Annotated in this window: 17 protein-coding genes and 1 tRNA gene; 10 read left to right on the plus strand and 8 right to left on the minus strand. The window is 64.8% G+C overall.

Going from position 1 to position 22,324, the window contains the following annotated elements:
• Window position 1: 1 nt before the first annotated feature.
• From QP802_RS05470 to QP802_RS05480, 3 genes are read right to left on the minus strand one after another with little or no spacing between them, the layout of a single operon-like run.
• Window positions 2-1,531 carry a monovalent cation/H+ antiporter subunit D family protein gene (locus tag QP802_RS05470; RefSeq protein ID WP_284817755.1) on the minus strand — a complete coding sequence of 510 codons (1,530 nt, stop codon included), beginning with the start codon at window positions 1,529-1,531 and terminating at the stop codon, window positions 2-4.
• Window positions 1,528-1,956 (minus strand): cation:proton antiporter subunit C, encoded by a 429-nt coding sequence (locus QP802_RS05475; protein WP_070477297.1) that lies wholly within the window; start codon window positions 1,954-1,956, stop codon window positions 1,528-1,530. The genes QP802_RS05470 and QP802_RS05475 overlap by 4 nt, the downstream gene beginning before the upstream one ends.
• Window positions 1,957-1,961: 5 nt before the next feature.
• Window positions 1,962-4,871: a DUF4040 family protein gene (locus QP802_RS05480; RefSeq protein ID WP_284817756.1), complete on the minus strand. Its 2,910-nt coding sequence runs from the start codon at window positions 4,869-4,871 to the stop codon at window positions 1,962-1,964.
• A 144-nt stretch (window positions 4,872-5,015) separates the two neighbouring features.
• On the opposite strand from QP802_RS05480, the gene QP802_RS05485 reads away from it, so the two are divergent.
• Complete coding sequence (locus tag QP802_RS05485; RefSeq protein WP_284803919.1) at window positions 5,016-6,425, plus strand: hypothetical protein; 1,410 nt, start codon at window positions 5,016-5,018, stop codon at window positions 6,423-6,425.
• Window positions 6,426-6,783: 358 nt separating this feature from the next.
• Entirely contained in the window at window positions 6,784-11,733 is a 4,950-nt protein-coding gene (locus tag QP802_RS05490; protein WP_284817757.1) for a YPDG domain-containing protein, read from the plus strand.
• Between the two features lie 215 nt (window positions 11,734-11,948).
• Here QP802_RS05490 and QP802_RS05495 read toward each other — a convergent pair.
• A tRNA-Pro gene (locus QP802_RS05495) sits at window positions 11,949-12,025 on the minus strand.
• Between the two features lie 50 nt (window positions 12,026-12,075).
• Complete coding sequence (locus tag QP802_RS05500; protein WP_284817766.1) at window positions 12,076-12,924, minus strand: metallophosphoesterase; 849 nt, start codon at window positions 12,922-12,924, stop codon at window positions 12,076-12,078.
• A gap of 92 nt (window positions 12,925-13,016) precedes the next feature.
• Between QP802_RS05500 and QP802_RS05505 the strand changes: the two genes are divergently transcribed.
• Window positions 13,017-13,466 carry a GatB/YqeY domain-containing protein gene (locus QP802_RS05505; RefSeq protein WP_071573607.1) on the plus strand — a complete coding sequence of 150 codons (450 nt, stop codon included), beginning with the start codon at window positions 13,017-13,019 and terminating at the stop codon, window positions 13,464-13,466.
• A 9-nt stretch (window positions 13,467-13,475) separates the two neighbouring features.
• Here QP802_RS05505 and QP802_RS05510 read toward each other — a convergent pair whose 3' ends face one another.
• Window positions 13,476-15,869, minus strand: a complete 2,394-nt coding sequence (locus QP802_RS05510; RefSeq protein ID WP_407933405.1) for a transglycosylase domain-containing protein — start codon at window positions 15,867-15,869, stop codon at window positions 13,476-13,478.
• A 155-nt stretch (window positions 15,870-16,024) separates the two neighbouring features.
• Between QP802_RS05510 and QP802_RS05515 the strand changes: the two genes are divergently transcribed.
• From QP802_RS05515 to QP802_RS05530, 4 genes are all read left to right on the plus strand, one after another.
• Window positions 16,025-16,381 (plus strand): WhiB family transcriptional regulator, encoded by a 357-nt coding sequence (locus tag QP802_RS05515; protein ID WP_083290794.1) that lies wholly within the window; start codon window positions 16,025-16,027, stop codon window positions 16,379-16,381.
• A 21-nt stretch (window positions 16,382-16,402) separates the two neighbouring features.
• Window positions 16,403-16,558 carry a Sp36 family protein gene (locus QP802_RS05520; RefSeq protein WP_145945277.1) on the plus strand — a complete coding sequence of 52 codons (156 nt, stop codon included), beginning with the start codon at window positions 16,403-16,405 and terminating at the stop codon, window positions 16,556-16,558.
• 3 nt (window positions 16,559-16,561) lie between these two features.
• Window positions 16,562-17,026, plus strand: a complete 465-nt coding sequence (locus QP802_RS05525; protein ID WP_070363257.1) for a RidA family protein — start codon at window positions 16,562-16,564, stop codon at window positions 17,024-17,026.
• 78 nt (window positions 17,027-17,104) lie between these two features.
• On the plus strand, window positions 17,105-17,914 hold the full coding sequence (locus QP802_RS05530) for an MBL fold metallo-hydrolase (RefSeq protein ID WP_284803929.1): 810 nt from the start codon (window positions 17,105-17,107) through the stop codon (window positions 17,912-17,914).
• A 371-nt stretch (window positions 17,915-18,285) separates the two neighbouring features.
• On the opposite strand, the gene glxR is transcribed toward QP802_RS05530, so the two are convergent.
• The gene (gene glxR / locus QP802_RS05535; RefSeq protein ID WP_070363256.1) at window positions 18,286-18,969 is read right to left on the minus strand and encodes a CRP-like cAMP-activated global transcriptional regulator GlxR; all 684 of its coding nucleotides are present in this window, start codon (window positions 18,967-18,969) and stop codon (window positions 18,286-18,288) included.
• Between the two features lie 222 nt (window positions 18,970-19,191).
• Between glxR and nth the strand changes: the two genes are divergently transcribed.
• The 3 genes from nth to QP802_RS05550 are packed head-to-tail and all read left to right on the plus strand — an operon-like array spanning window position 19,192 to window position 21,697.
• On the plus strand, window positions 19,192-19,965 hold the full coding sequence (nth, locus tag QP802_RS05540) for an endonuclease III (protein ID WP_284817758.1): 774 nt from the start codon (window positions 19,192-19,194) through the stop codon (window positions 19,963-19,965).
• The gene (locus QP802_RS05545) at window positions 19,962-20,516 is read left to right on the plus strand and encodes a TlpA family protein disulfide reductase (RefSeq protein ID WP_284817759.1); all 555 of its coding nucleotides are present in this window, start codon (window positions 19,962-19,964) and stop codon (window positions 20,514-20,516) included. Before nth ends, QP802_RS05545 begins: the two co-directional genes overlap by 4 nt.
• Window positions 20,516-21,697 (plus strand): MarP family serine protease, encoded by a 1,182-nt coding sequence (locus tag QP802_RS05550; protein WP_284817760.1) that lies wholly within the window; start codon window positions 20,516-20,518, stop codon window positions 21,695-21,697. Before QP802_RS05545 ends, QP802_RS05550 begins: the two co-directional genes overlap by 1 nt.
• On the opposite strand, the gene QP802_RS05555 is transcribed toward QP802_RS05550, so the two are convergent.
• The gene (locus QP802_RS05555; protein ID WP_071573609.1) at window positions 21,698-22,324 is read right to left on the minus strand and encodes an alpha/beta fold hydrolase; all 627 of its coding nucleotides are present in this window, start codon (window positions 22,322-22,324) and stop codon (window positions 21,698-21,700) included.

Below are 22,324 nucleotides of genomic sequence, written 5' to 3' on the forward strand. Positions count from 1 at the left end.
GTTAGTTACCTCCTTGGAGGGTGTCCACATCGGGGATGCCGATGGCGTCGTCGCCGAGGACGGCGGTGGTGTAGGAGTCGACGTCGAGAAGGCTGTCGACGGCCGCGGTGCTGGCTGCCCAGAGTGGGCCGGCGCCGATGAACATGCCGAGGGACATGAACATGAGCAGCGCGGACGGTGCGAGCAGCTTCGCGCGGACGTTGAGGGCCTTCGGGTAGTGCTGCATTGGGCGGCCCCAGAAGACGCGCTTCCAGACGCGCATCATGGACAGCAGCGCACCGAAGGACGCGACGATGATGGTGGTGATTGCCACCCAGGAGCGCCAGTCGCCGGGTGTAGCGGCGGCGAGCACGATGGTGACTTTGCCGAAGAGGCCGGAGAACGGCGGGAAGCCGACGATGGAGAACGCGCCGGCGACGAAGACGGCGGAGGTCAGCGGGTCGCGGCGTGCGAGGCCGGACAGCTTCGAGATGGTGCCGGTGCCGTAGGTTTCCTCGATGGCACCGACGTTGAGCACGAGTGCTGCGATGGTGATCATGTGGTGCAGCGTGTACATGAGGCCGGCGGCAAGGGCGTAGCGGGCGTCGTCGTTAGTAAAGGCCAGCATGATGAGGATGAACGGCATGCCGTTGACCATCTGGTAGCCCAGGACGCGGCGCATGGTGTGCTCGGCAAGGCCGGCGAAGCCACCGATGAGCATCGAGATCACCATGATGACGATGATCAGTGCGTTCCAGCGCGCGTCCATGTCGAAGATGACCACCCAGATGCGGAAGAGCATGTAGACGGCCACCTTGGTGTGCAGGCCGGAGAACAGGCCCATGACGGCGGCACTGGTGGAGGGGTAGGTGCGTGGCAGCCAGGTATGGACCGGGAAGACGCCGGCCTTGGCGGCGATGGCGATGACGACCAGGCCAGTGGCCACGGTGATCGGGCCATTGCCGGCCGCGGCACCGCGCAGGGCGGCGATGTTGACCGCGCCGGCCACACCGTAGATGTAGCCCACGCCCATCACGAGCAGTGTCGACGCCGCCAGGTTCACCAGCACGAACGTGCGGGCGGACAGCAGGCGGTTGCGGGTGCCGGTCATGGCGATGAGGCCATAGGACGGCAGCAGCATGACCTCGATCATGACGAAGAAGTTGAACAGGTCCGCGGTGAGCAGCGCGCCGGAGACACCGGTGATGAGCACCAAGGTCAGCGGCGTGAAATAGCGCGCCTGGGTCTCACCGGCCACGCTGGCGAACCAGTTGGAGGTCAGCGCCACGATCATGGTGGTGATCAGCATGATGGCCGAGAACTGGTCCGCGGCGAAGGAGATGCCGACGCCGCCCTGGTACAAGCCGATGACGTGGGCAATCGTGCCGTGTTCGGCGGTGTAGCCGTACAACCAGATGGCCATGCCGAGGTTGATGGCGGGGATGATGAGGCCCAGGGCGTCGTTGCCGCGTTTCCAGGGACTGAGCGTCGTCACTGCCGCCATGATCAGCGGCAGGGCGACGAAGACTGGGAGGATTGCGTCCGCACTCATGCGCGTGGTGCTCCTTCCGTGTTGTTCATCTTGTTCGGGTTGAGGCGCGCGGTGCGGCCTGCGGTGGACAGCGCGGACGGGCTCAGGCGCATCAGGTCGTAGGTGCCTGCGACGCCGGTCGGGTTGTCCATGGTGTCGTCATCCTTGCCGAGTGAGGCCAGCATGAGCAGGATCGTGGTCGTCGCCATGGCGATGACGATGGCGGTGAGCACGAAGGCCTGCGGGAGTGGGTCGGACAAGTCGGCGAATTCGGTGCGGGAGGGGAATGCCTCGCCGCGCCAGGCGCCGACGCCGGTGGCAAGCAGCGTCAGGTTGGAGGCGTGCCCGAAGAGGGACATGCCGAAGATGATGCGGACCATGCCGCGCTGCAGGATCATGTAGACGGACCCTGCAACCAGGACCGCGATGGTAAGTGCCATGACCATGTGGTTTACAGCTCCTTCGTGGTAACTGGGCGCGGGTTTTCCGCGGGGTTGAGTGGGGCTGGGTGGGCGTCGACAGGCTCGGCGGGTGCTTCCGGCTCTGGTACATCCGGCAGTGGGTTTTCGCCGCCGCGGGTGTAGGTGAGGTCGGAAATCTCGGTGCCGGGGCGTAGGTAGCCGCCGAGCGCGTTGAGCGCCTGCGTGACCATGCCGAGCACGGCGAGGTAGATGCCGAAGTCGAAGATGAGGGACGTCGTCATGTGCTCCCCAGCGATGGTGCCGTGGATGGCGTACATGAAGCCGCCTTCGAGGAACCCGAGGAAGCCGGAGCTGATGGCGATGATGATGCCCCAGCCTGTCAGCCTGATCGGGGTGAGTTGCTTGACGACGTACGCGTCCGCGCCACGGGACAGGTAGTTGATGCCAAACGCGGTGGCCAGTACGAGCGCTGCGACGAAGCCGCCGCCGGGTGCTGTGTGGCCACGGAAGAAGATGAGGATGGACAGCAGTGCGAGGATCGGTACGACGAGCGCGGACGCCTTGCGCAGTGGCAGCGAGTTGAGCTGCGACTGGCCGAATGGGCGTGGGCGGGTGCCGGCCTCGAACATGTGGCGTGGCATGGACTGGACGACGGCCGCGATGACCACTGCCGCCATGCCGAGCACGGAGAGCTCGCCGAGGGTATCGAAGCCACGGAACTCAACGATGATGACGGCGACGATGTTGTCGGCGCTGGTCATCTTGCCGCCCTCGGTGAGGTACCACAGGGCGAGGTCGGAGCGGTCGTGGCGGCCCAGCAGGGCGTAGACGCCGAGGAAGGCGACCACGCCGGCGATGGCAGCGACGACGGCCGCGAAGACCTTGCGTGAGGTCGGGGTCTTGGGGAAGGTGCGTGGCTGGTAGCGCAGCACCACCATGATGATCACGACGGTCAGCGACTCGACGAGGAACTGGGTGAGTGCCACGTCGGGTGCGCCGAGCATGAGCATCTGCAGCGTCATGCCGACGCCGGTGGTGCCCAGCAGTACCGCCGCGGCGAGGCGGGAGCGGGTGCGCACCAGGCCGATGACGGACAGGGCGATGATGGCGAATGGGATGAGGTCCCACCACACGTCGATGCCCTCGGCGCGTGGGGCGAGCGGCATGCCGTCGACACCCTGGGTGAGCACGGCGGTGCTGACGCCCAGGACGAGGATGCACAGCACGAGTGGCAGCAGGTGGCGCGACGGGTTGAACGTGTCCGCCATCGCGCCGAGCCAGCGGCCCACCTTGGAAAGCCCGCGGACCATGGCGTTGAGTAGGTCATTGCCGCTGGTTGGCAGCAGCTGCTTGTTCTCGACGGCCGCGAAGAACGGTTTGCGCACGAAGAGGACGAAGCAAACACCCAGCACGAGCACGATGAGCGAGACGATGAATGGCGCGTTCAGGCCGTGCCACAGTGCCAGGTGCGAGTGGAACTCGGTGTCGCCAGTGATGGTGTGCACGCCCGCGTTGATCGGGTTGTCTACCCAGCCGAGCGTGAACGGCAGGACCAGGGAGGTCAGGCCGGGCAGCGCGGCTGGCAGCCAGAGCGCGACGGGCGCTTCGGTGACGTGCGGCATGGGCTTGGTGCCGTCGATAAATGCGCCGAAGACGATCTTCGCCGAGTAGATGAAGGTCAGCAGGGCGGCAAGCCCGGCGATGGCGAGCAGCAGCGGGCCGAAGCTTGTGGCGTCGAACGCTGTGAGGATGGATTCCTTCGAGATGAAGCCGAACAGTGGCGGGATGGCGGCCATGGAGGCCGCGGCCACGCAGGTGGAGGCGAAGGTGAACGGCAGCTGCTTGTACAGCTGGCCGAGGCGGCGGATGTCGCGGGAGCCGGCCTGGTGGTCAATGACGCCGATGAGCATGAACAGGGAGGACTTGAATAGCGCGTGGGCCAGCGTGTGCACCATCGCGGCGGCGAGTGCCGCCGGGGTGCCGATGCCGATCGCCGCGACGATCCAACCCAGGTGGGAAACCGTGGAGTAAGCCGTCAGGTGCTTCAGGTCCGTCTTCGTAATGGCGAAGGCTGCCGACATCAGCGCGGTAAACAGGCCGGTGACCAGCAGCAGCGTGTTCCACGCGGTGACGTCGTGGAAGATGGTGGAGAAGCGCAGCAGGACGTAGACGCCCGCCTTGACCACTGCCGCCGCGTGCAGGAACGCGGAGACTGGGGTGGCTGCCGCCATGGCTTCAGGCAGCCAGAAGTGGAAAGGGAATTGCGCGGCCTTGGTGAAGGCGGAGAAGCCGATGAGCAGCGCCACCGTGGTGGTCAGCCCCGGCGACTGCGCCCAGACCGGCGACGCGAGCACTGCGCTGAGCTGCGTCGTTCCTGCCGCGACGGAGACGACCGCCAGGCCCGCCAGCAGCGTCAGCCCGCCGAAGAAGGTCAGGATGAGCGTGCGGTAGGAGCCGGCTTCGCCGCCGGAGCCGGAGCGGGCGATGAGCATGAAGGACGCGATCGAGACGAGCTCCCAGCCGATGAAGAGGAGCACGGTGTCGTCCGCAAGCACGAGCAGCAGCACCGAGAGGGTAAACGCCGTCATGATGGTGTAGAAGCTGGTGTTGCCCTCGCGCTTCGGCAGGTATGCGGCCGAATATATGAGGACAATGCCGCCAATGACGAGTGCGAGCAACGCAAAGAAGATGCTCAGGCCGTCCGCGCGCAGTGAGAACGCGATTTCGGTGCCGGGCCCGAGGATGTCGTTGGCCCAGGTGACGGACCACGTTTCCACGTTGCCTTGGGAAATGCTGGGAAATTCGCGGCCCAGCGTGACCGCTGCGGCGAACAGCAGGAGCGCCAGCGGCCAGCCTGCTTTCCTGTCGAAAACTCGCACGAGCAGCGGCGATAGCGGAACTGTCGCGGCCACGAATGCGAGCACGAGAGGTAGTGCCATGGTGAACCCTCTCTGAGTTTGGGATTTGAAAACTGTCAGTTGCTTTAAAGGGTAGCAACAAGCTTGGACAAGGCCACAACATCTTTGGGAGCGTGCGGTGTGCCTTCCAGCATTCATGCAGTTGCAGGGGTTACATTGTGCACCATGAAGTGGCGCGTGTTGTGTGTGTTGTTGGTGTGTATTGTTGCGGCGTTCCTGCCGTTGAGCCCGGTGAGTACTTGGATGTCCACGCAGGGGGATGCCAGCGCGCCGCAGTTGCCGTCGGATCAGGGCAACCCGAACGAGGCGCGCCGCGCGGCGGGGGAGGCCAACACGCAGGCGGGCTTTCTCACGCAGGGCACCAAAGAGCTTGTCGACGGCACCTCCCAACTCACCGGCGGCGCCGACGAACTCGTCGCCGCGATCTCCCAGGCGCAGGCTGGTGCGCAGGAGTTGTCGGCCGGGATGGTGCAGCTACAGGCGGCGACGGGCCAGCTCGGGGGTGGCGCGACGGAGGTCGCGGACGCGATTGGCCAGGTTGTTGAGCAGGCCACGGCCTTCGATGCAGTGCGTGGCCAGGTCACCGCTGCCATCGACCGCGCCCTCGTATCGACGAAGGCCTCCAAGGACCCGGACGTCATCGCCGCACGCGAGCAGCTTCAACAACTGAAGGTCCAGGCGGACAATGCCCAGTTGCCGCCGGAGGTTGTCGCCCAGATGAACAAGCTGCGCGACGGCTCCCGCGAGGTAGCCAACCAGCTAGCGGTGCCGGGCTACGCCTACCACGACGGCGTCTACACGGCCACGAACGGCGCCCAGCAGCTGGCGAGTGGACTGACTCAGCTCAATAACGAGGCGCAGGGCGCGGTCGGCGGTATTGCACAGCTTGATGAGGGTGTCGCAAAGATTGACCACATGGCGAACCTGACCGCCGACCAGATTCGCGCGGTGCGTGGCGCGCTCCCGGCGCCGGCGGCGGCCCAGGCGGGCGTGGAGGGCGCAGCGCAGGAGCCGCAGGAGTCCTCGCTGGCCCCGGTCGCGGCGATGCTGGTCGCGGCACTCGTGGGGTTGGGCGGCGTCGGCGTCGCCGCGGCGGCGTGGCTGTCCCGCACGAGGCGCTGGCTGGCGCTGGCGCTAGGCGTCGTGCTCCTGGCGGTCGCCGGTTGGACCCTTGTGTTTATCCTCGGCCACAACTTGAGCCCGGCGACCCTGGGAATCGCGGCTCTCGCGCTGCTGTGCGGCGCAGCTGCCTCTACCGGAGTGACGACCGCGCTTGCGGCACTGTTTGGTCGCGGATGGGGGAGCCTGGTTGCGGCAATCCTGATAATTCTTCAGATGGGGGTAGTCGGGTGGGTTTGGAAAGCCGCCGCAGCTGCCCCTGTTAGTGGGGTCCTCGAGGCGCTTTCTTCGGCGATGCCGATGCACTGGCTGGCCGCGTCGCTCTCGAGCGCGGGCAATAACGGTTCTGCGCAGGCACTATGGATTGGTATCGCTATGAGCGCGCTCGTCGCGGCGGTCGGGCTGCTGGGCGGAGTACCGCAGCGACGTGACGTTGCGGTTCACGTGGAGGAATAATCCGAGCACACGGACATGGTTCCTACTTTCGGATGGGTTTGTGTTAATCTAGCGATGCTCATTTCAAGTAATAGGGGCTTGGATTGAGTGGTCTCCTTTCGCCCATTGTGGGCAAGAAAGGGGTTAGGGATGGGGAAGGCCCCGTCGGCTTCGGCTGGCGGGGCCTTCACTTATTGCCACTTATGCAACGTTAAGAGTGTACGAAGCGCACAGCCCGAATTACGCTGTTACTGACAAATCGTTGTGAAAAGTGAAGGGCAGCCACATGCAAGGCACATTTCCGGGCGCGGGGCGTCGGAAAGTACGTGTTGGAGTTACCGTAACGTCTGCGATAGCGCTCGCGTTGGGGAGCGCGGCTGTGGTTGTACCTTCCCCTGCTGCATATGCGCAGGAGAACTTGGCGTACACCGGTGCGGTGATCGGCGCTGAGCAGCAGGCGAAGTCAGAGGGGCTGGGCGATGATGCCTGCCGAGTGGTGCTGGAGAAGGACGATGTCGGCAAGGACGTTGCGGGTTTCAGGTTTGACGCGCTCAACCCTGGCGAGTACTCCGAGAGTGCAACTGAGTTCGGCATCCAGCTGCACTTCAACGCGGACAAGCAGCGCACCTTCACGGATACAGGGTTTAGCGACAGCGGGCCTGTTCCAGTCGAAGCTGGCGAGCTAGGCGTTGTCCCCGCGGGTGAGAAGCTCGATGGCGGTAACCCGTTCACGGTGAACAACACTGCTGAGCCCGCCGAGATTACCGCTTCCCGAGTTCAGCGCAACTTGAACGGCGCGTTCCCCTTCACGGAACAGTTCCAGCAACAAGCCGTGAGTCCGGAAGGGCTCACCTTTGCGTGGAAAGGGGCTTACACAAAGGAAGACTCTGACCACAGGTTTTTCAAAAGCCAAAACTTCCAAGCTGACGCGAACGCAAACCCTTGGCCGAGCGAGACCGACGATTGCGTCCCCCTCAAACTTGATTGGGAGCACATTTCGAAGGCCGTGATCAAGCCGGGGGAGAAGGTCAAGATCGCCTCTGCTGGCGGGATGTTCACGGAACGTGACCTGAGCCGCCTGCGTATCCAGGTCGCGGACGGCAGCGGCAAGGTGCTCGAGCACGTCACCATCACTCGTGACGGCTCCGACTTCTTCCTTACCTGGCCGAAGTTCGCCGACGACGCCGAGCTCGACGGCCTCCAGGGCCTCACGTTTACCGCGGTTGCGCTGCCGCGCAGCGTCGAGGAGCTCGAGGCTATCGCTCAGAACCACGCGTACGAAGATACAAGGGTTGGGGTGACGGACAGCTCCATTGCGCTGCCACGCTACAACACCGCCAACGAGCTCAGCTCGCACGCGATCAGCGTCGACGACACGCTCTACCACGATCCGCAGTTCACCAGGTCTGAGGTCACCATCACCTCCGGGATCTCAAAGGATGCGATTGTCTTCGAGGAGCTTCCCGACGCAAACGGGCACACCCTCGCCGACCTGAGGGAGAAGTTCGACGCCACCATCACCCTCGACGAGAGCCTCGTCTACGACGGCTGGACCGCCAAGTTCGCCGACGAGGAAAAGGGCGACTACAGGGTGATCATGACGGCGCCGGAGGGCGTCGATAAGCCGACCCCTGGGACGTTTGCGCAGCCTGTGGTGCATGTTCGTTACTCGAACGGCTCCAAGGACGCCATCCCGCTGCTCGTTGTCGTCGAGCCGAATCACACGCAGCAGACCAACCTCGAGTACCCCGCGGAGCCAGTGCGGGGCGCCCAAAACACAACACTTACCGCCAAGGCGAGCCTGACGCGGGTGCTGGGCAAGGGGGACGTCATCAAGCCGAAGAAATTCGAGCTTATCGACGCCCCCTCCGACAAAGACGGCTGGAACGTCACAGTCGATAAGGAAGGCACCGTCATCGCCAAGGCGAAGGCAACCGTGCCGAACTTCACCACCATCAAACCCGTGGTGAAGGCGACCTACCCGGATGGCACAACCGACGAAGCGTCGGTGTCCTTCCAGGTGTTCTCGGACGTGAAGGTGCCGTCATATGGCTCGGTCTCGGGTGAGGCGGCAGACCGCGTGACGCTTACGCCGACCGTGCCGAAGGTTGGCCTCGGCGGCAACGCGCACGACGAAACACCGAACCGCTACACCTTCCCTAACGGCTCCCAGCAGTACAAAGTCGGCGACTGGAGCGTCACTCTCGACGCCACCACCGGCGAGCTGACCGTCACCATCCCGGACACCGCGCTGCCGGGCGCCTACATCACGGTGCCGGTGCGAACCCACTACGCTAGCGGCGCCGTGCCGCAGGAAACCACCGCCACCATCAACGTGATCGGCGACGGTACGGGCACCGACGTTGCGAACTACCCGCAGAGCTTCACCAAGCCCGGGCTGCCGGTCTCCTCGATGATCAGCACCCTGCTGGCGGACCCGGTGAAGGCGAAATACAGCCTGCCGGAGCAACTCCCGGACGGCTGGACGTTCGACGTGTCGAAGGAGGGCGTGGTCACGGCCACTCCGCCGAAGGATGCGCGGCCCGGTGACCAGGCGATCATCGACATCCACGTCCGCTACCCGGACGGCTCCGAGGCGGACGTCCCGGCGGCGTTCACCGTCGTCGGCGACGACAAGGGCATGAACAACCCGCGGTACCAAACCAAGTCGGGCAAGCCGGGCACCACGGTCACGAGCAAGCTGGACACTGGAAGCGTCCGGGACATTTCGGAACCGAAGTTCGCACTGATCACGGACCCGAAGGACAAGCACTACATCGCTCCGCCGCGTAACCTCCGGTGGGAGCAGGTCAAGATCGACCCGAAGACGGGCACCATCACCACCCCGGTCAGCGAGCGCGCCGTACCGGGCAGCTCCGCGGACATCCCGGTGCGCGTGACCTATAAGGACGGCACGACCGCCATCATCGTCGCCACCGTGGTCGTCCTCGGTGAGCAGCGCGCCGTCTACGAGCCGCGATACGAGCAGCAGGAGGCGAAGCCGGGCGTCGACAAGCGATCTGAGATCACCGAGCCCACCCGCATCCCTGCCCGCGACCTCGCGGAAAAGACGCCGTTCAGCGTGCCCGCGAGCCTCGACGGCTGGAAGCTGCGCGTCGACGGCAAAGGCACCGTCACTGCGACCCCACCGAAAGACGCCGAGTCTGGCGACCACCTCAACGTCCCCGTCACCGTTACCTACCAGGACGGCTCGAAAGACGTGGTCACCGCCGCATTCGTTGTGGTCAGGGAGCCCGCGCCTGACGTCTCCTTCGACATCAACACCGAGTACGAAGTGATCGTGCCGTTTGAGACGCAGATCGTCTTCGACCCCACACTCGACGTAGGCACGCAGGTCGTCGACGCCGAACACCCCGGCGTGCTCGGCACCGACAAAGTGACCACGACCAGGACCATCACGAACTCCGAGGTGGTCAGCACACGCATCGAGCAGACGCGCATCGCGGACCCGCAGGACCGCATCGTGCGCGTCGGCACGAAGGAAACACCGGGCGTCACGCCGGAAATCCACTGGTCTGAAGAGACACCGTACCGCGTCATTATCCGGGAAGACCCGACGCTCGAAGCCGGCACCCACAAGGTCGCACAGCGCGGGAAGGTGGGCAGGATCTCCTACAAAATTATCGACGGCATCGCGCAGAAACCGCAGGTCGTCGACGCTGAGGACCAGGTCATTTTGGTCGGCACCAAGAAGGAATCCAAGCAGACAGAGCTACGCGAGACCATCCACACCCCCGTGCCGTTCGAGACCGAAATCCGCCAGGTAGACAGCCTGCCCGCCGGCGTGGTCAAGACCATCCAGGAAGGCTCCTACGGCCAAACCATCACGGAGAAGACCTGGCAGCTTGTCGACGGCCACGTCGTCGGCAACCCCGTCGAACACACCACCACGACCAAGACCCCGGTCAAGCGCATCATCGAGGTCGGCGTCGGCCACATCGTGCCAACCTACGGCAAGGTCGTCCAGGAACCGGGCGCAACCGACGAGGTCCCTCTCCACGAAGGCTCCAAGGTTCCTTCCGACGCCACCTTCGAAATCGACCCCGAGTGGAAGCCAACCATCCCAGGCTGGACCGCCACCGTCGACGAGCACGGCCGCGTCTTCTCGACGCCACCAGCCGACGCCAAGCCCGGCGACTCCATCCTCATCCCCGTTCAGGTCACCTACACCGACGGAGCCATCCTGGTCGTTCCGGCATTCGCGGCCATCAAGGAAACCGACGAATCCCCGCACGTCAGCTACGCCTCCGCCTCCGTCCTTCCCGGCGAGACGAGTACTCAGCCTGCAACCAACGCCACCGACGGCAACCGCTACTCGGTACCCGACCGGGTCAATGGCTGGAAGGTCAGCGTCGACGAGCACGGCACCGTTACCGCGACCGCGCCGAAGTCCACCACCCCAGGCACCTGGATCCGCGTCCCCGTCACCGTCACCCCAGCCCACGGCGAGGCCTACACCACCCAGGCCGTCTTCACCGTGGCCAACGTGCCGACCGGGCCAGTTGAACCTACTTCTTCCGCGACTGCTGCGCCGGAGCCGTCCCCGACTGCCACTCCGACTGCTCCTTCTGTACCTATCGCGCCAGCACCGTCGTACCCGCCGGCCATCACCGCGCCGGGCGTGCCGACGTCCATCAAGATCAGCGGCCACACCGACGGCAACACCTACAAGCTCGGCGCCCTGCCGACCGGGTGGCGGGCCTCCGTGTCCGCAACCGGCGACCTGCTGGTCACCCCACCCGCCTCCGCCGAAGTAGGCGAAAAGGTCGACATCCCAGTCATGGTCACCACCGCCTCGGGCGCAACGTACGAGGTGAAAACAGTCGTGGGGGTCATCGCGAAGGGCGGTGCAGCCCCGAGCCCGACCACGCCTGCGCCTTCTACGCCTACTCCCGCTCCCGCCGATTCATCTGCCGACGGCTTCAAGCGCTGCATGTCCAACATGTTCGCGCTCAACAGCCCGATCCTCTGGCTGCTGCCAATCGGGCTCGCCGCCGCAGTTGGCATTGGCGTTGCGAACACGATGCAGCCCCAGATCAACGCCGCTCTTGGGCAGTTCAACGACTCCCTGCGCCACGTAGGCCGCGGGTTCGAGGACCAGATTGCCGCCGTCAACAGGCAGTTCGGTATTGATGCCCGTCAGCTGCAGCCCGTTGCTATCGCGCTTGGAGTCATCGCAGTCGGCGGTCTGGCGATCTCCCTGATCGTCCAGGCATGCCAGCCCGAGGGCTTCGACCACGGCATGACTGTCCTCGGATCCTCCAAGGATGGTGAGCCAGTGCCAAAGGACGCATCTTCCAAAAAGTAGGCCTTTTGGGACCTGCGGGTTTAGACGTCTAATCCAAATGATGTTGCGTCCTTTGGCACTCGCCCCGGTTGGGGTGACACCAAATTCCCACCCTGCCCCTTGGCGACCTGGGGAAACGCCGACGGTGCTCCCCAAAAAAACAAGGAATGTGGTGCGCGGGTCCCAAGCCCATCTGAGCAACGCGAAACCCCGCCGCGAAAGCGGCGGGGTTTCATTGGTCGGGATAACAGGATTTGAACCTGCGACCTCTTCGTCCCGAACGAAGCGCGCTACCAAGCTGCGCCATATCCCGTGGGCACCTGGTTACTTTACTCCTGTGCCCGCGAAAAACAAAAGCCGTGGTCAGGGCCGCTCCGTGATGTGGAGGAGCGCTGCGGATGGCGGGCAGAAGATCCGTACGGGGGCGTACTTGGAGGTGCCCAGCCCGTTGGAGACTTCCATCCACATGCGGCCGAAGCGGTGGAGGCCGGAGGCGCGCTCGCGGTCGATGTCGGCGTTGGTGACGATGGCGCGCTCGCCAGGTAGGCAGATCTGGCCGCCGTGGGTGTGGCCGGACAGCGCCAGTTGGTAGCCGTCGCGCTCGAAGGCGTCGAGGACTTCCCGGTAGGGGGCGTGGAGAAGCGCGATGGAGAGGTCGGCGTCGGGGTTGGGGGCGCCGGCGATGGTGGAGTAGTCGTGCAGGTTGTGGTGTGGGTCGTCGACGCCTGCGAGGGCGAGGCGGACGTCGTTAATTTTGAACTCGAGCCTGCGGTGTGTGGCGTCGTGCCAGCCGTGCTCCTGGAATGCGGCGCGCATGCCTTCCCAGGGGAGGTCGACGTAGGAGGGCTCGCGCTTGGTGCCGAGGAGGTATTTGAAGGGGTTGACGGGGCGGGGTGCCCAGTAGTCGTTGGTGCCGAAGACGAAGGCGCCCGGGATGTCGAGGAGGGGGCCGAGGGCCTGGAAGACCCAGGGCACGCCCTTGGGGTCGGAGAGGTTGTCGCCGGTGTTGATCACCAGGTCGGGTTGGAGTTCGGCGAGGCTGGAGACCCAGGCGGCTTTGGCGCGTTGACCTGGGATCATGTGGAGGTCGCTGACGTGCAAGATGTCGAAGGAGTCCCGCCCGTTGAGGGTGCCGGGTGGGAGGAGGGGGAGGGTGTATTCCTTCAGGCGGTAGTTGTTCAGCTGGCTCACGCCGTACGCGGCGGTGGCCATGCCGGTCGCAGCGATGACGCCGGCGGCACGCGTGAGGCGTTTGAGGGAAGTATTCACGCGTCCTAGCGTACAGATGGACTACGCTTTCCCACATGAGTGAATTGAAAGCACAGCTGCGCGCAGACCTGAAGACCGCGATGAAGGCGAAGGAGAAGGAACGCACCGGCACGATCCGTATGTTGCTGGCCGCCATCCAGACCGCTGAGACCGAGGGTTCGAAGCACGAGGTGGATGATGCGGAGATCTTGAAGATTATTGCTCGCGAGGTGAAGAAGCGCCGCGAGTCCGCGGAGATTTACGCCACGAACGGCCGCCAAGAGCTTGCCGACGCCGAACTCCACGAAGCCGAAATCCTTGAGGCATACCAGCCCGCCCAGCTCACGGACGAGGAGGTTGACGCCCTGGTCGAGGAGGCCGTCGCCGAGGTTGGTGCGGAATCGATGGCACAGATGGGGCAGGTCATGAAGGCTGCGAACGCGAAAGCCGCCGGCCGTGTTGACGGCAAGCGGCTTTCAACGGCGGTTAAGGCCCGCCTGAGCTAGAACCCAGTCCTATTGGAAGACGTTCGTGAGCGCATCGCGGGCGTCGTTCAGTGACTGCTGGATGCCGTCGAAGTCGACGGCGGGGGCCTGCGTGCTCGTTGGTGGCGGGGTGGACGCCGACGGCGACGCGGTGGGGGAGGCGGCGCTGCCGTCGGACACGTTGAGGGTCACCATGGTGCCCTGCGTGAGCGCGGGGTTGGCGGGGATCGCGGCGATGACGTTGCCGGCGGGCACCCCGTTGCCGAAGACGGTTTGGGTGGTCACGTTGAACCCTTGCGCCTGGAGCTGCTGCTTCGCTGTGGCGGCCGGGAGGCCGACGACGGCGTCGAGCGCCGATTGCTTCGTGCCGCGCGTGTAGGTCGCGTTGGTCGGTGGTAGGCCTGCGCCCGCGGCGCCGGGGACGCCGTGGGCGGCCTGGAACCAGGTGCGCGCGGCCTCGTTGCCGCCGAACAGGTTGCCAACGGAGCACTGGCGCACCGGGCCGGTGCACAGCGGGGTGGTTTGGGTGCCGTCGTTGAAGATGTACGGTGCGCCGGCCATCCCGCGGGTGAACCCGAGGAACGCGGAGGACTGGTGGGACTCCGTGGTGCCGGTCTTGGCCGCGACGGGCGCGGTCCACCGGGAGGCGGCGGCTGCGTCCTTGGCGGTGCCGTCGATAGTGTCGTGTGACATGCCGAGGGCGAGCGCGCCGGCGATGTCTGGGTCGATGACTTGCTCGCACGGCGGGCGCTGGATGAACACTTCCTGCCCGTGCTTATCTACGACACTCTTGATCGGGTTCGGCTCGCACCAGCGGCCACCGGCGGCGAGCGTGGCGCCCACGTTGGACAGTTCGAGCGGGTTCACAGCCGTGGGGCCGAGCACGAAGGAGCCCATGTTCTCTTCCTTCGCGGCTTGGGCGACGGAGCGGCCGTCGCCAAACGTATTGGGTTCGGTGTAGGAGCGAAGGCCCAGGCGCACCGCCATATCCACTGTTGGGGTGACGCCGACGCTCTGGATGAGCTCTATGAACGAGGTGTTCGGGGACTGAGCCAGGGCGTCGCGCAGCGTCATCTGCGGCGGGTAGACGCCGGCGTTCTCCACGCAGTAGGCGCCCGGCGGGCAGCCGGCGGCGCCGCCCTTGCCCATGCCGTAGACCACGGAGCGCGCCGGGGTGTTCAGCATGGAGTCGAGGCCGTAGCCCTGCTCGAGCGCTGCAGCCGCCGTGAAAATCTTGAACACGGAACCGGCGCCATTGCCCACCATGGAGGTCGGCTGCGGCATGATCGTCTGGTGCTTCTCCAGCTCGAGGCCGTAGTAGCGCGAGGATGCCATCGCGAGGATGTCGCGGGAGTCCGTGCCAGGCCGGATCACGTTGAGGACCTCGGCCACGCCGTGGGTGGCTGGGTTGACGTTGTTGCGTACCGCCTGCACTGTCGAGGCCTGCACCGCCGGGTCGAGGGTGGTGGTGATCGTGTAGGAGCCGCGCTCGATCTCGTCGATGCTCAGGCCCTTGCTTTCCAGGTACTGCAGGGCGTAATCGCACATAAAGCCTGCGTCACCGGCGGTGATGCAGCCGTCCGGCAGGCCTTTCGGCTTGTCCACCACGCCCAGTGGGGTCGCCGCGTAGCGGTCCGCTTCCGCCTGCGTGAGGTGGCCTTCGTTCACCATGTTCTGCAGCACGGTGTTGCGGCGCTGCGTCGCGCCCTCCGGGTTCGTGTACGGGTTGAGGTACTCGACCGACTGCAGCAGCCCCACCAACAGCGCCGCCTGCGGCGGGTTCAGTTCAGCGGCCGGGATGTCGAAGTAGATGCGGGCCGCGGCCTCGATGCCGTAGGCGTGGTTTCCGAAGGAAACTAGGTTGAGGTAGCGGGTGAGGATCTCGTCCTTCGTCAGCGTTTTGTCCAGGTCGGATGCCATGCGCATTTCGCGCAGCTTCCTCGGGATCGACTGTTCGGTCGCCGCCTGCGCCTCCTCATCATTGCCTGCCTCCACCAGCCACAGGTAGTTCTTCACGTACTGCTGATTAATTGTCGACGCCCCCTGCTCGACACCACCCGCGAGCACATTGGTCACCATGGCCCTCGCAAAGCCCTGCATATCAACGCCGTCGTGCATATAAAAGCGTCGATCCTCTGTGGAAACCAGCGCATGTTTTACATGCGCTGAAATTTTTTCGCTTGGAACCTCGTATCTACGCTGTTTGTATAACCACGCAATGGGGGTGCCGTTGACGTCCGTAACGGTCGTGACACCGGGGACATCGCCGTGTGTCAGGTCGAGCAGATTCGACTGCATTGTATTCGCGGTGCGCGCAATCGCGAGGCCCGTCAGGCCTGCGACCGGCACCAAACACAGGGCAATCGCCAGCGCAACGGCGCAAAGGCCGAGCAGGAGGTTTCCAAAGGAACGAAGTGCAGTCACACCGTTACCTTAAATGAAACGCGGGAGAGAGTGAATAGGACGCCCCCACCTTTCGTGTGATGCATTTTACAAGGTGCATACCCTGTGAATACACTTACAAGCGCTTAATGGGTCTAAGTATTATACTTTGCCTCCGCTTGAAAGGAGACCGATTCATGACTGCCACTCTTGGAACCGCGACTTGCGAGGACACCCGCGCCATTCCGCGCCGCGTGAACTCTGCTGGGGATCTTGTGTTTGACCGTGGGGAGTGGATTACGCGTGCAATCTGTCGCACAGGTGACCCGGATGCTCTCTTCGTGCAAGGTGCCGAGCAGCGCAAGGCTGCAGAAATTTGTCGACGCTGCCCCGTCCAACTCGAGTGCCTCGCCGAGGCGCTGGAAAACCGTGTCGAGTTCGGCGTGTGGGGCGGCCTGACCGAGCGCCAGCGCCGCGCCGTCCTGCGTAAGAACCCACAGGTCAACGACTGGGGCGAGCACCTCGTCGCCGGCCGCGAGATTATCGGCCTCTAGAATTCGTCTAGGGTAGTGGCCATGACGAAATGGGAATACGCAACGGTTCCGTTGCTCACACACGCCACGAAGCAAATCCTGGACTCCTGGGGCGAGGACGGCTGGGAACTGGTCACCGTCACCCCAGGGCCGACGCCGGACAGCGTCGTCGCCTACATGAAGCGCCCGCTGGAGTAGGCCATGGCACACACCGATTGGGCCGCGCGCCTTACCGAACTCGGCATCACCCTGCCCGCCGTCGCCGCGCCCGTCGCGGCCTACGTTCCCGCGGTGCAGACCGGCAACCACGTGCACACCTCCGGGCAGCTCCCATTTATCGACGGCACCCTGCCCGCCACCGGCAAAGTCGGCGCGGACGTCTCCGCCGAGGACGCCTACGGCTACGCCCGGCAGGCCGCCCTCAACGCGTTAGCTGCCGTCGATAATTTGGTGGGCCTCGAGCGCATCAAGCGCGTGGTGAAAGTCGTGGGCTTCGTCGCCTCCGACCCGGCCTTCACCGGCCAGCCCGGCGTGATCAACGGCGCCTCCGACGTCATCGGCGACATTTTTGGCGACGCCGGCGCCCACGCCCGCTCCGCCGTCGGCGTTGCCGTGCTGCCGCTCGACAGCCCAGTCGAAGTGGAGCTCGTCGTCGAGCTGCAGTGATACCGCGCGGTGCCCCTAAGCGGGGGAATCGCGTTGTTTCGCAGCAAATTCCGCGCGCAAGGCGGTAGGGTGGGTGGCATGCAGCATCCCGCTTATAGTCAGTTGCGTCCTGTAACGGCATCCGTCGCGGTCGTTCTTGCGCCCAATCCAAGCTACGCGGCGCTCGAAGGCACAAACTCCTGGGTTGTGCGCGACCCTGAAGACGAATGCAGCATCGTCGTCGACCCGGGCCCAGAAGACGAAGGCCACCTCAACGTCCTGCAGTCTAAAGCGGACAAGGTTGCCCTCATCCTCCTGACTCACCGCCACCACGACCACGCCGACGGCGCCCGCCGCTTCTCGCAGCTCACCGGCGCCCCAATCCGTGCTCTTGACGCCCGCTACACCCACGGCGCCGAGCCACTCACCGATGGCGAAATCATCTCCATCGAAGGCGTCTCCCCCAAGATCCAGGTCGTGGCGACTCCCGGCCACACCGCGGACTCTACCTGCTTCTTCGTCTACACCCACGACGTCGAAGATGACCAGCTCGAAGGCATCATTACCGGCGATACCATCGCCGGCCGCCACACCACCATGATCTCCGAAACCGACGGCGACCTGGCCCAATACCTAGAAACGCTGTCCATGCTGGAGCGCCGCGGTAAGAACATCCCGCTGCTCCCAGGCCACGGCCCCGACGCCCCGGACCTCTCCGCGTTCGCCCGCAAGTACATCGACCGCCGCGAGCAGCGCCTCGACCAAATCCGTGAGGCCCTGAAGAAGTACGGCGAGGACGTAGACATCAACACCCTTGTCGACGCCATCTACGACGACGTCGACCCAGTCCTCCGTGGCGCCGCGGAACAGTCCACGCGCGTCGCCCTGCGTTACCTGAAGGAACACTAGTTCCTGGCGTTTCGAGTTCTAGAGCCCTAGTTGCCTTAGTCGTGGATGCTGGCAGCTAGGGCTTTTGTGTTGCCTTTGGTGCTTGGCTCAATCCGCTCGGCACCAGATTCCTTGTTTTTGGCGGACGGATTTGCAAAAGCCCAGGTCGCCGAAGCCTGGTGTGGGAATTTGGTGCGCGCCGGGCCCTCGCAGTGCCAAGGGACGCAACCCAAAAGAAACTAGACATTCAAAAAGCCTGGTAGAAAAAGGCCTACCTAAAAGAAGGTGCGTCCTTTGGCACTGACGGTGAAGGGGAACTTCACAAGTGCGGCAGAAAACCCCCGGGGAAGGCCCGGGGGGCTCACAAAACAGGCAAAAACTAGAAAAGCAGCCTACCGCGCGCGGCGGGCGAGGTGCTCCGTGTTCACGATGACCACGGACTTGCCTTCGAGGCGGATCCAGTCGCGGTGGGCGAAGGTTGCCAGGGCTTTGTTGACGGTCTCGCGGGAGGCGCCAACAAGCTGGGCGATTTCTTCCTGGGTGAGGTCGTGGTTCACGCGCAGGACGCCGCCTTCCTGGGTGCCGAACCGGTTGGCCAGCTGGAGGAGGGTTTTGGCAACGCGGCCGGGAACGTCGGTGAAGATGAGGTCGGCGAGGGACGCGTTGGTGCGGCGGAGGCGGCGGGCCAGGACGCGGAGGAGCTGCTGGGAGATTTCTGGGTGGTTGTCGATCCACTTCTTCAGCAGCGTGGAGTCCATGGTGGCCGCGGTGACTTCGGTGACGCACACTGCGGAGGAGGTGCGTGGTCCTGGGTCGAAGATGGACAGTTCGCCGAACATGTCGGAGGGGCCCATGACGGAGAGGAGGTTTTCGCGTCCGTCGGGGGCGTGGCGGGCGAGTTTCACTTTGCCGCTGATGATGATGTAGAGGCGGTTGCCGGGTTCACCTTCGTCGAAAATGGTGGTGCCGCGGTTGAAGGTGACTGTTTCCATGTCTTGGATCAGTGCTGCGACGGCCGCGGGATCCACGCCTTGAAATATGCCCGCGCGGGCGAGAATTTCGTGTGCGCCTTCCATGAATCCTCCTTGTGGACGGGTGTGACAGTCCGTGTCGGTTGTCACGTTAGCTCTTGAAGTGTGCGTGAGTCACACCACATTGGAACTGTACCACTAGTCGACGACTGCGGACTCTAAGTGTTCCATTCCTATGGTGAACAACCCGAGAATGAGGGGAATCGCGACGACTAAGAGTACTGCCATGCGTCCATCGTATCGCTTACCCCGTTAAGGTGAGAAAGCATGTCTGGTTCGTTGACGCCGCAGCAGCGGCGGGTCCCTGGTAAGCATCCGGTGTTGAAGGGGGAGGAGTCACCGTTGGCGCGGAAGCGTCGCGCGCGGAGGATTAATCGTACGCTGGCGAAAGCGTTCCCTGATGCCCATGCGGAGTTGGATTTTTCGAGCCCGCTGGAGCTGCTGGTGGCGACGGTGTTGTCGGCGCAGACGACGGATGTGCGGGTGAATCAGGTCACCCCCGCGCTGTTCCGGGCGTACCCGACGGCGGCGGATTACGCGGCGGCGTCGCAGGCGGAGGTGGAGGAGATCATTCACCCGACGGGTTTCTTCCGTGCGAAGGCTGCGAACTTGATTGGGTTGGGGCAGAAGTTGGTGTCGGATTTTGGGGGTGAGGTGCCGGTCGCGTTGGAGGACCTGGTCAGCTTGCCGGGTGTGGGGCGCAAGACGGCGCACGTTGTGCGGGGGAATGCGTTTGGGAGGCCGGGGCTGACCGTCGATACGCATTTTCAGCGTTTGATGCACAGGCTGAAGCTTATCGACGCCTCCTTGGGCTCAAATGCGGTGAAGATTGAGCATGCTGTGGCGGAGTTGATTGAGCCTTCGGAGTGGACGATGTTTTCGCATCGGATCATTTTTGAGGGCCGGAGGGTGTGTCATGCCAAGTCGCCGGCGTGTGGTGTCTGCCCTATCGCGTACGATTGTCCCAGCTTTGGTCTGGAGGGTCCGACGGATCCTGCTGAGGCGGCGAAACGTGTCAAGGGCGAGATGGAGCAGGTGTGAGCGCGAGTAGGTCGGTGGTTGCGAGCGTCGCTGCGATTGTGGTGGTGTCGGCGCTGGTGGTTGGGGGTGCGTGGCAGTTGTTGCAATCTGGGGATCCGGCGCAGCCGGGTAGCCAGCCTGCCACGACGGCGCAGGTGGCGCAGCGCCCGGATTGCCCGGGCCCGACCGTGGCCGGCGTCGCGTTGCCGTGTTTGGGTGGGGAGTCGGGCCAGGAGTCGGAGTCGGGCTTGACGGTGGTGAACGTGTGGGCGTGGTGGTGCGAGCCGTGCCGCGCGGAGTTGCCGTTGTTTGACGCGCTGGCGAAGGCGCACCCGGACGTGCGCGTGGTGGGTGTGCACGCGGATGGCAACGCTGCGAATGGGGCGGCGTTGTTGGGGGATCTGGGTGTCGATGTGCCGAGTTACCAGGACAGTGAGAATGCATTCGCGGGCGCGTTGGGGCTGCCTGCGGTGGTGCCGTTGACGTTGGTGTTGCGCGATGGGCGGCAGGTTGGGTTGTTCCCGAAGGAGTTCGGCTCGCTGGAGGAGCTTGAGGAAGCGGTGGGGCTCTAGTGCTTATCGACGTCCTCATCCTCATCATCGTGCTCGCCGCCTGTGTGAGTGGTTGGCGGCGCGGTGCGTTTTCGGCGGTGCTGTCGGCGCTGGGCATTGTTGCCGGTTTGACGCTCGCGGTGGTGGGGGTGCCGCCGCTGATTCAGCGCGCGGAAGCGCAGTGGGTGCGCGTGGCGGTGTTGATTGTGGTGGTTGTGCTGGTGGTATGCCTGGGGTCCTTCGCGGGATCGACGGTGGGTGACTGGATGCATGACCGGTTCCGACGGAAGGCGGCGCAGCGTCTCGATTCGCTGTTCGGTGCCCTGTTCCAGGGGGCCGTGGCGGTGGCGTTGGTGTGGTGCGTGTGTATGCCGTTGGCGGCGTCGTTGCCGGGGGCGTGGGCGAAGCACTTGCAGAGCTCGCGGGTGCTCACGCAGATTGATGCTGCGATGCCGGCGGCGGGCAAGCAGTTGCCGTCGCAGGTGGCGGCGGTGCTGGCGGATTCGGGTCTGCCGCCGCTGATTTCCCCGTTTGCCTCGGATGGGCATGCGGAGGTCGACGCCCCGGACCCGTCGGTTGCGCGCCCCGAGCTTGTCGACGCCGTCCGCGCCTCCGTGGTGCACGTGATGGGGGACGCGGAGTCCTGCAGTCGGCGGCTGATGGGCTCCGGATTCGTGATCGAGGACGGCTACGTGCTCACCAACGCGCACGTGGTGGCGGGTACGGAGACGGTGTCCCTGGACACGGTGCTTGGGGTGAAGAAGGCAAAAGTGGTCTTCTACGACTCGGAGGCGGACATCGCGGTGCTGCACGCGGAGGCGCTGGGGATCGCGCCGCTGCGCTGGGCGGAGGGCACGCTGCGCACCGGCGACAGCGCCCTGGTGATGGGTTTCCCGGAGTCCGGCCCGTTTGAAGCGATGCCGGTGCGGGTGCGCAACCAAGTCAGCCTGTCTGGCCCCGATATTTACGCGAAGCGGCACGTGCAACGCCAGGTGTATACGATCCGCGGCAATATCCGTCAGGGCAACTCGGGTGGGCCGATGCTGACCCCGTCCGGCGCTGTCGCGGGCATGGTGTTTGGCGCCTCTGTGGACGCCACGGAGACCGGTTACGTGCTCACCGCGCAGCAGATCCTGGAGCGTACGGGCGAGATCGCTGGGCTGCGTGAGCAGGTTGGTACGGGGGCGTGCGTCGGGCGCTAGCTACATGCGGGCTTCGATGCGCGCGAGCTCCAGAATGTAGGGCAGCGCGTTGGTGATGTGGGTGCCGTCCCGGCGCAGGCGCAGGTGGTCGGCGGTGGCGTCCTCGGGTTGGTTGCGTAGCAGGTCACGCAGCCACAGTTGGTCGAAGAGGGCCGGGAAGTGGCGGTAGAGGGGCGTCGGCACAAAGGCGGCTTTGCTGCCGGTCCATGGTGCTGAGGTGTGGCGCGTGACCAGGTGCGGGGACCGCTCCCGCAGCGTGTTCGTGATCACGGTGGAGGCGCCCGCGCTGATCACCTCCGCGGAGTCGTGGCCCAGCGTGTGGATCGCGCCCTTCAGGTCACCGGCGTGCAGCAGGAGGGCGTCGCCGCTGCGGCGCACCGGCTTGTCGGACAGACCGCAGCCACGCAGGTCGAGGGCTGCGACGTGATAGCCGGAATCGGCAAAGTCGGCGATGCGGTTGCGGTAGTCATACCAGCCGCCGAACGCGCTGTGCAGCAGCAACAGCAGGGGATTCGTAGGGTCGCCCGCGACGGCCGCATGCAGACGCAACCCACGAGTGTGCAACCACTCGTGGGTGAAGGGACCAGGTAGGTCGATGGCCGAAGGGGACGTCGAAAAGTCTGGCAC

This window comes from Corynebacterium sp. UMB10119B, from assembly GCF_030228125.1.
Taxonomy (GTDB): Bacteria; Actinomycetota; Actinomycetes; order Mycobacteriales; family Mycobacteriaceae; genus Corynebacterium; species Corynebacterium pseudogenitalium.

Coding starts and splice junctions, on each gene's coding strand:
- QP802_RS05470 (WP_284817755.1), bottom strand. CDS start 1,531: ATGAGTGCGGACGCAATCCTCCCAGTCTTCGTCGCCCTGCCGCTGATC.
- QP802_RS05475 (WP_070477297.1), bottom strand. CDS start 1,956: ATGGTCATGGCACTTACCATCGCGGTCCTGGTTGCAGGGTCCGTCTAC.
- QP802_RS05480 (WP_284817756.1), bottom strand. CDS start 4,871: ATGGCACTACCTCTCGTGCTCGCATTCGTGGCCGCGACAGTTCCGCTA.
- QP802_RS05485 (WP_284803919.1), top strand. CDS start 5,016: ATGAAGTGGCGCGTGTTGTGTGTGTTGTTGGTGTGTATTGTTGCGGCG.
- QP802_RS05500 (WP_284817766.1), bottom strand. CDS start 12,924: ATGGCCACCGCCGCGTACGGCGTGAGCCAGCTGAACAACTACCGCCTG.
- QP802_RS05505 (WP_071573607.1), top strand. CDS start 13,017: ATGAGTGAATTGAAAGCACAGCTGCGCGCAGACCTGAAGACCGCGATG.
- QP802_RS05515 (WP_083290794.1), top strand. CDS start 16,025: ATGACTGCCACTCTTGGAACCGCGACTTGCGAGGACACCCGCGCCATT.
- QP802_RS05520 (WP_145945277.1), top strand. CDS start 16,403: ATGACGAAATGGGAATACGCAACGGTTCCGTTGCTCACACACGCCACG.
- QP802_RS05525 (WP_070363257.1), top strand. CDS start 16,562: ATGGCACACACCGATTGGGCCGCGCGCCTTACCGAACTCGGCATCACC.
- QP802_RS05530 (WP_284803929.1), top strand. CDS start 17,105: ATGCAGCATCCCGCTTATAGTCAGTTGCGTCCTGTAACGGCATCCGTC.
- glxR (WP_070363256.1), bottom strand. CDS start 18,969: ATGGAAGGCGCACACGAAATTCTCGCCCGCGCGGGCATATTTCAAGGC.
- nth (WP_284817758.1), top strand. CDS start 19,192: ATGTCTGGTTCGTTGACGCCGCAGCAGCGGCGGGTCCCTGGTAAGCAT.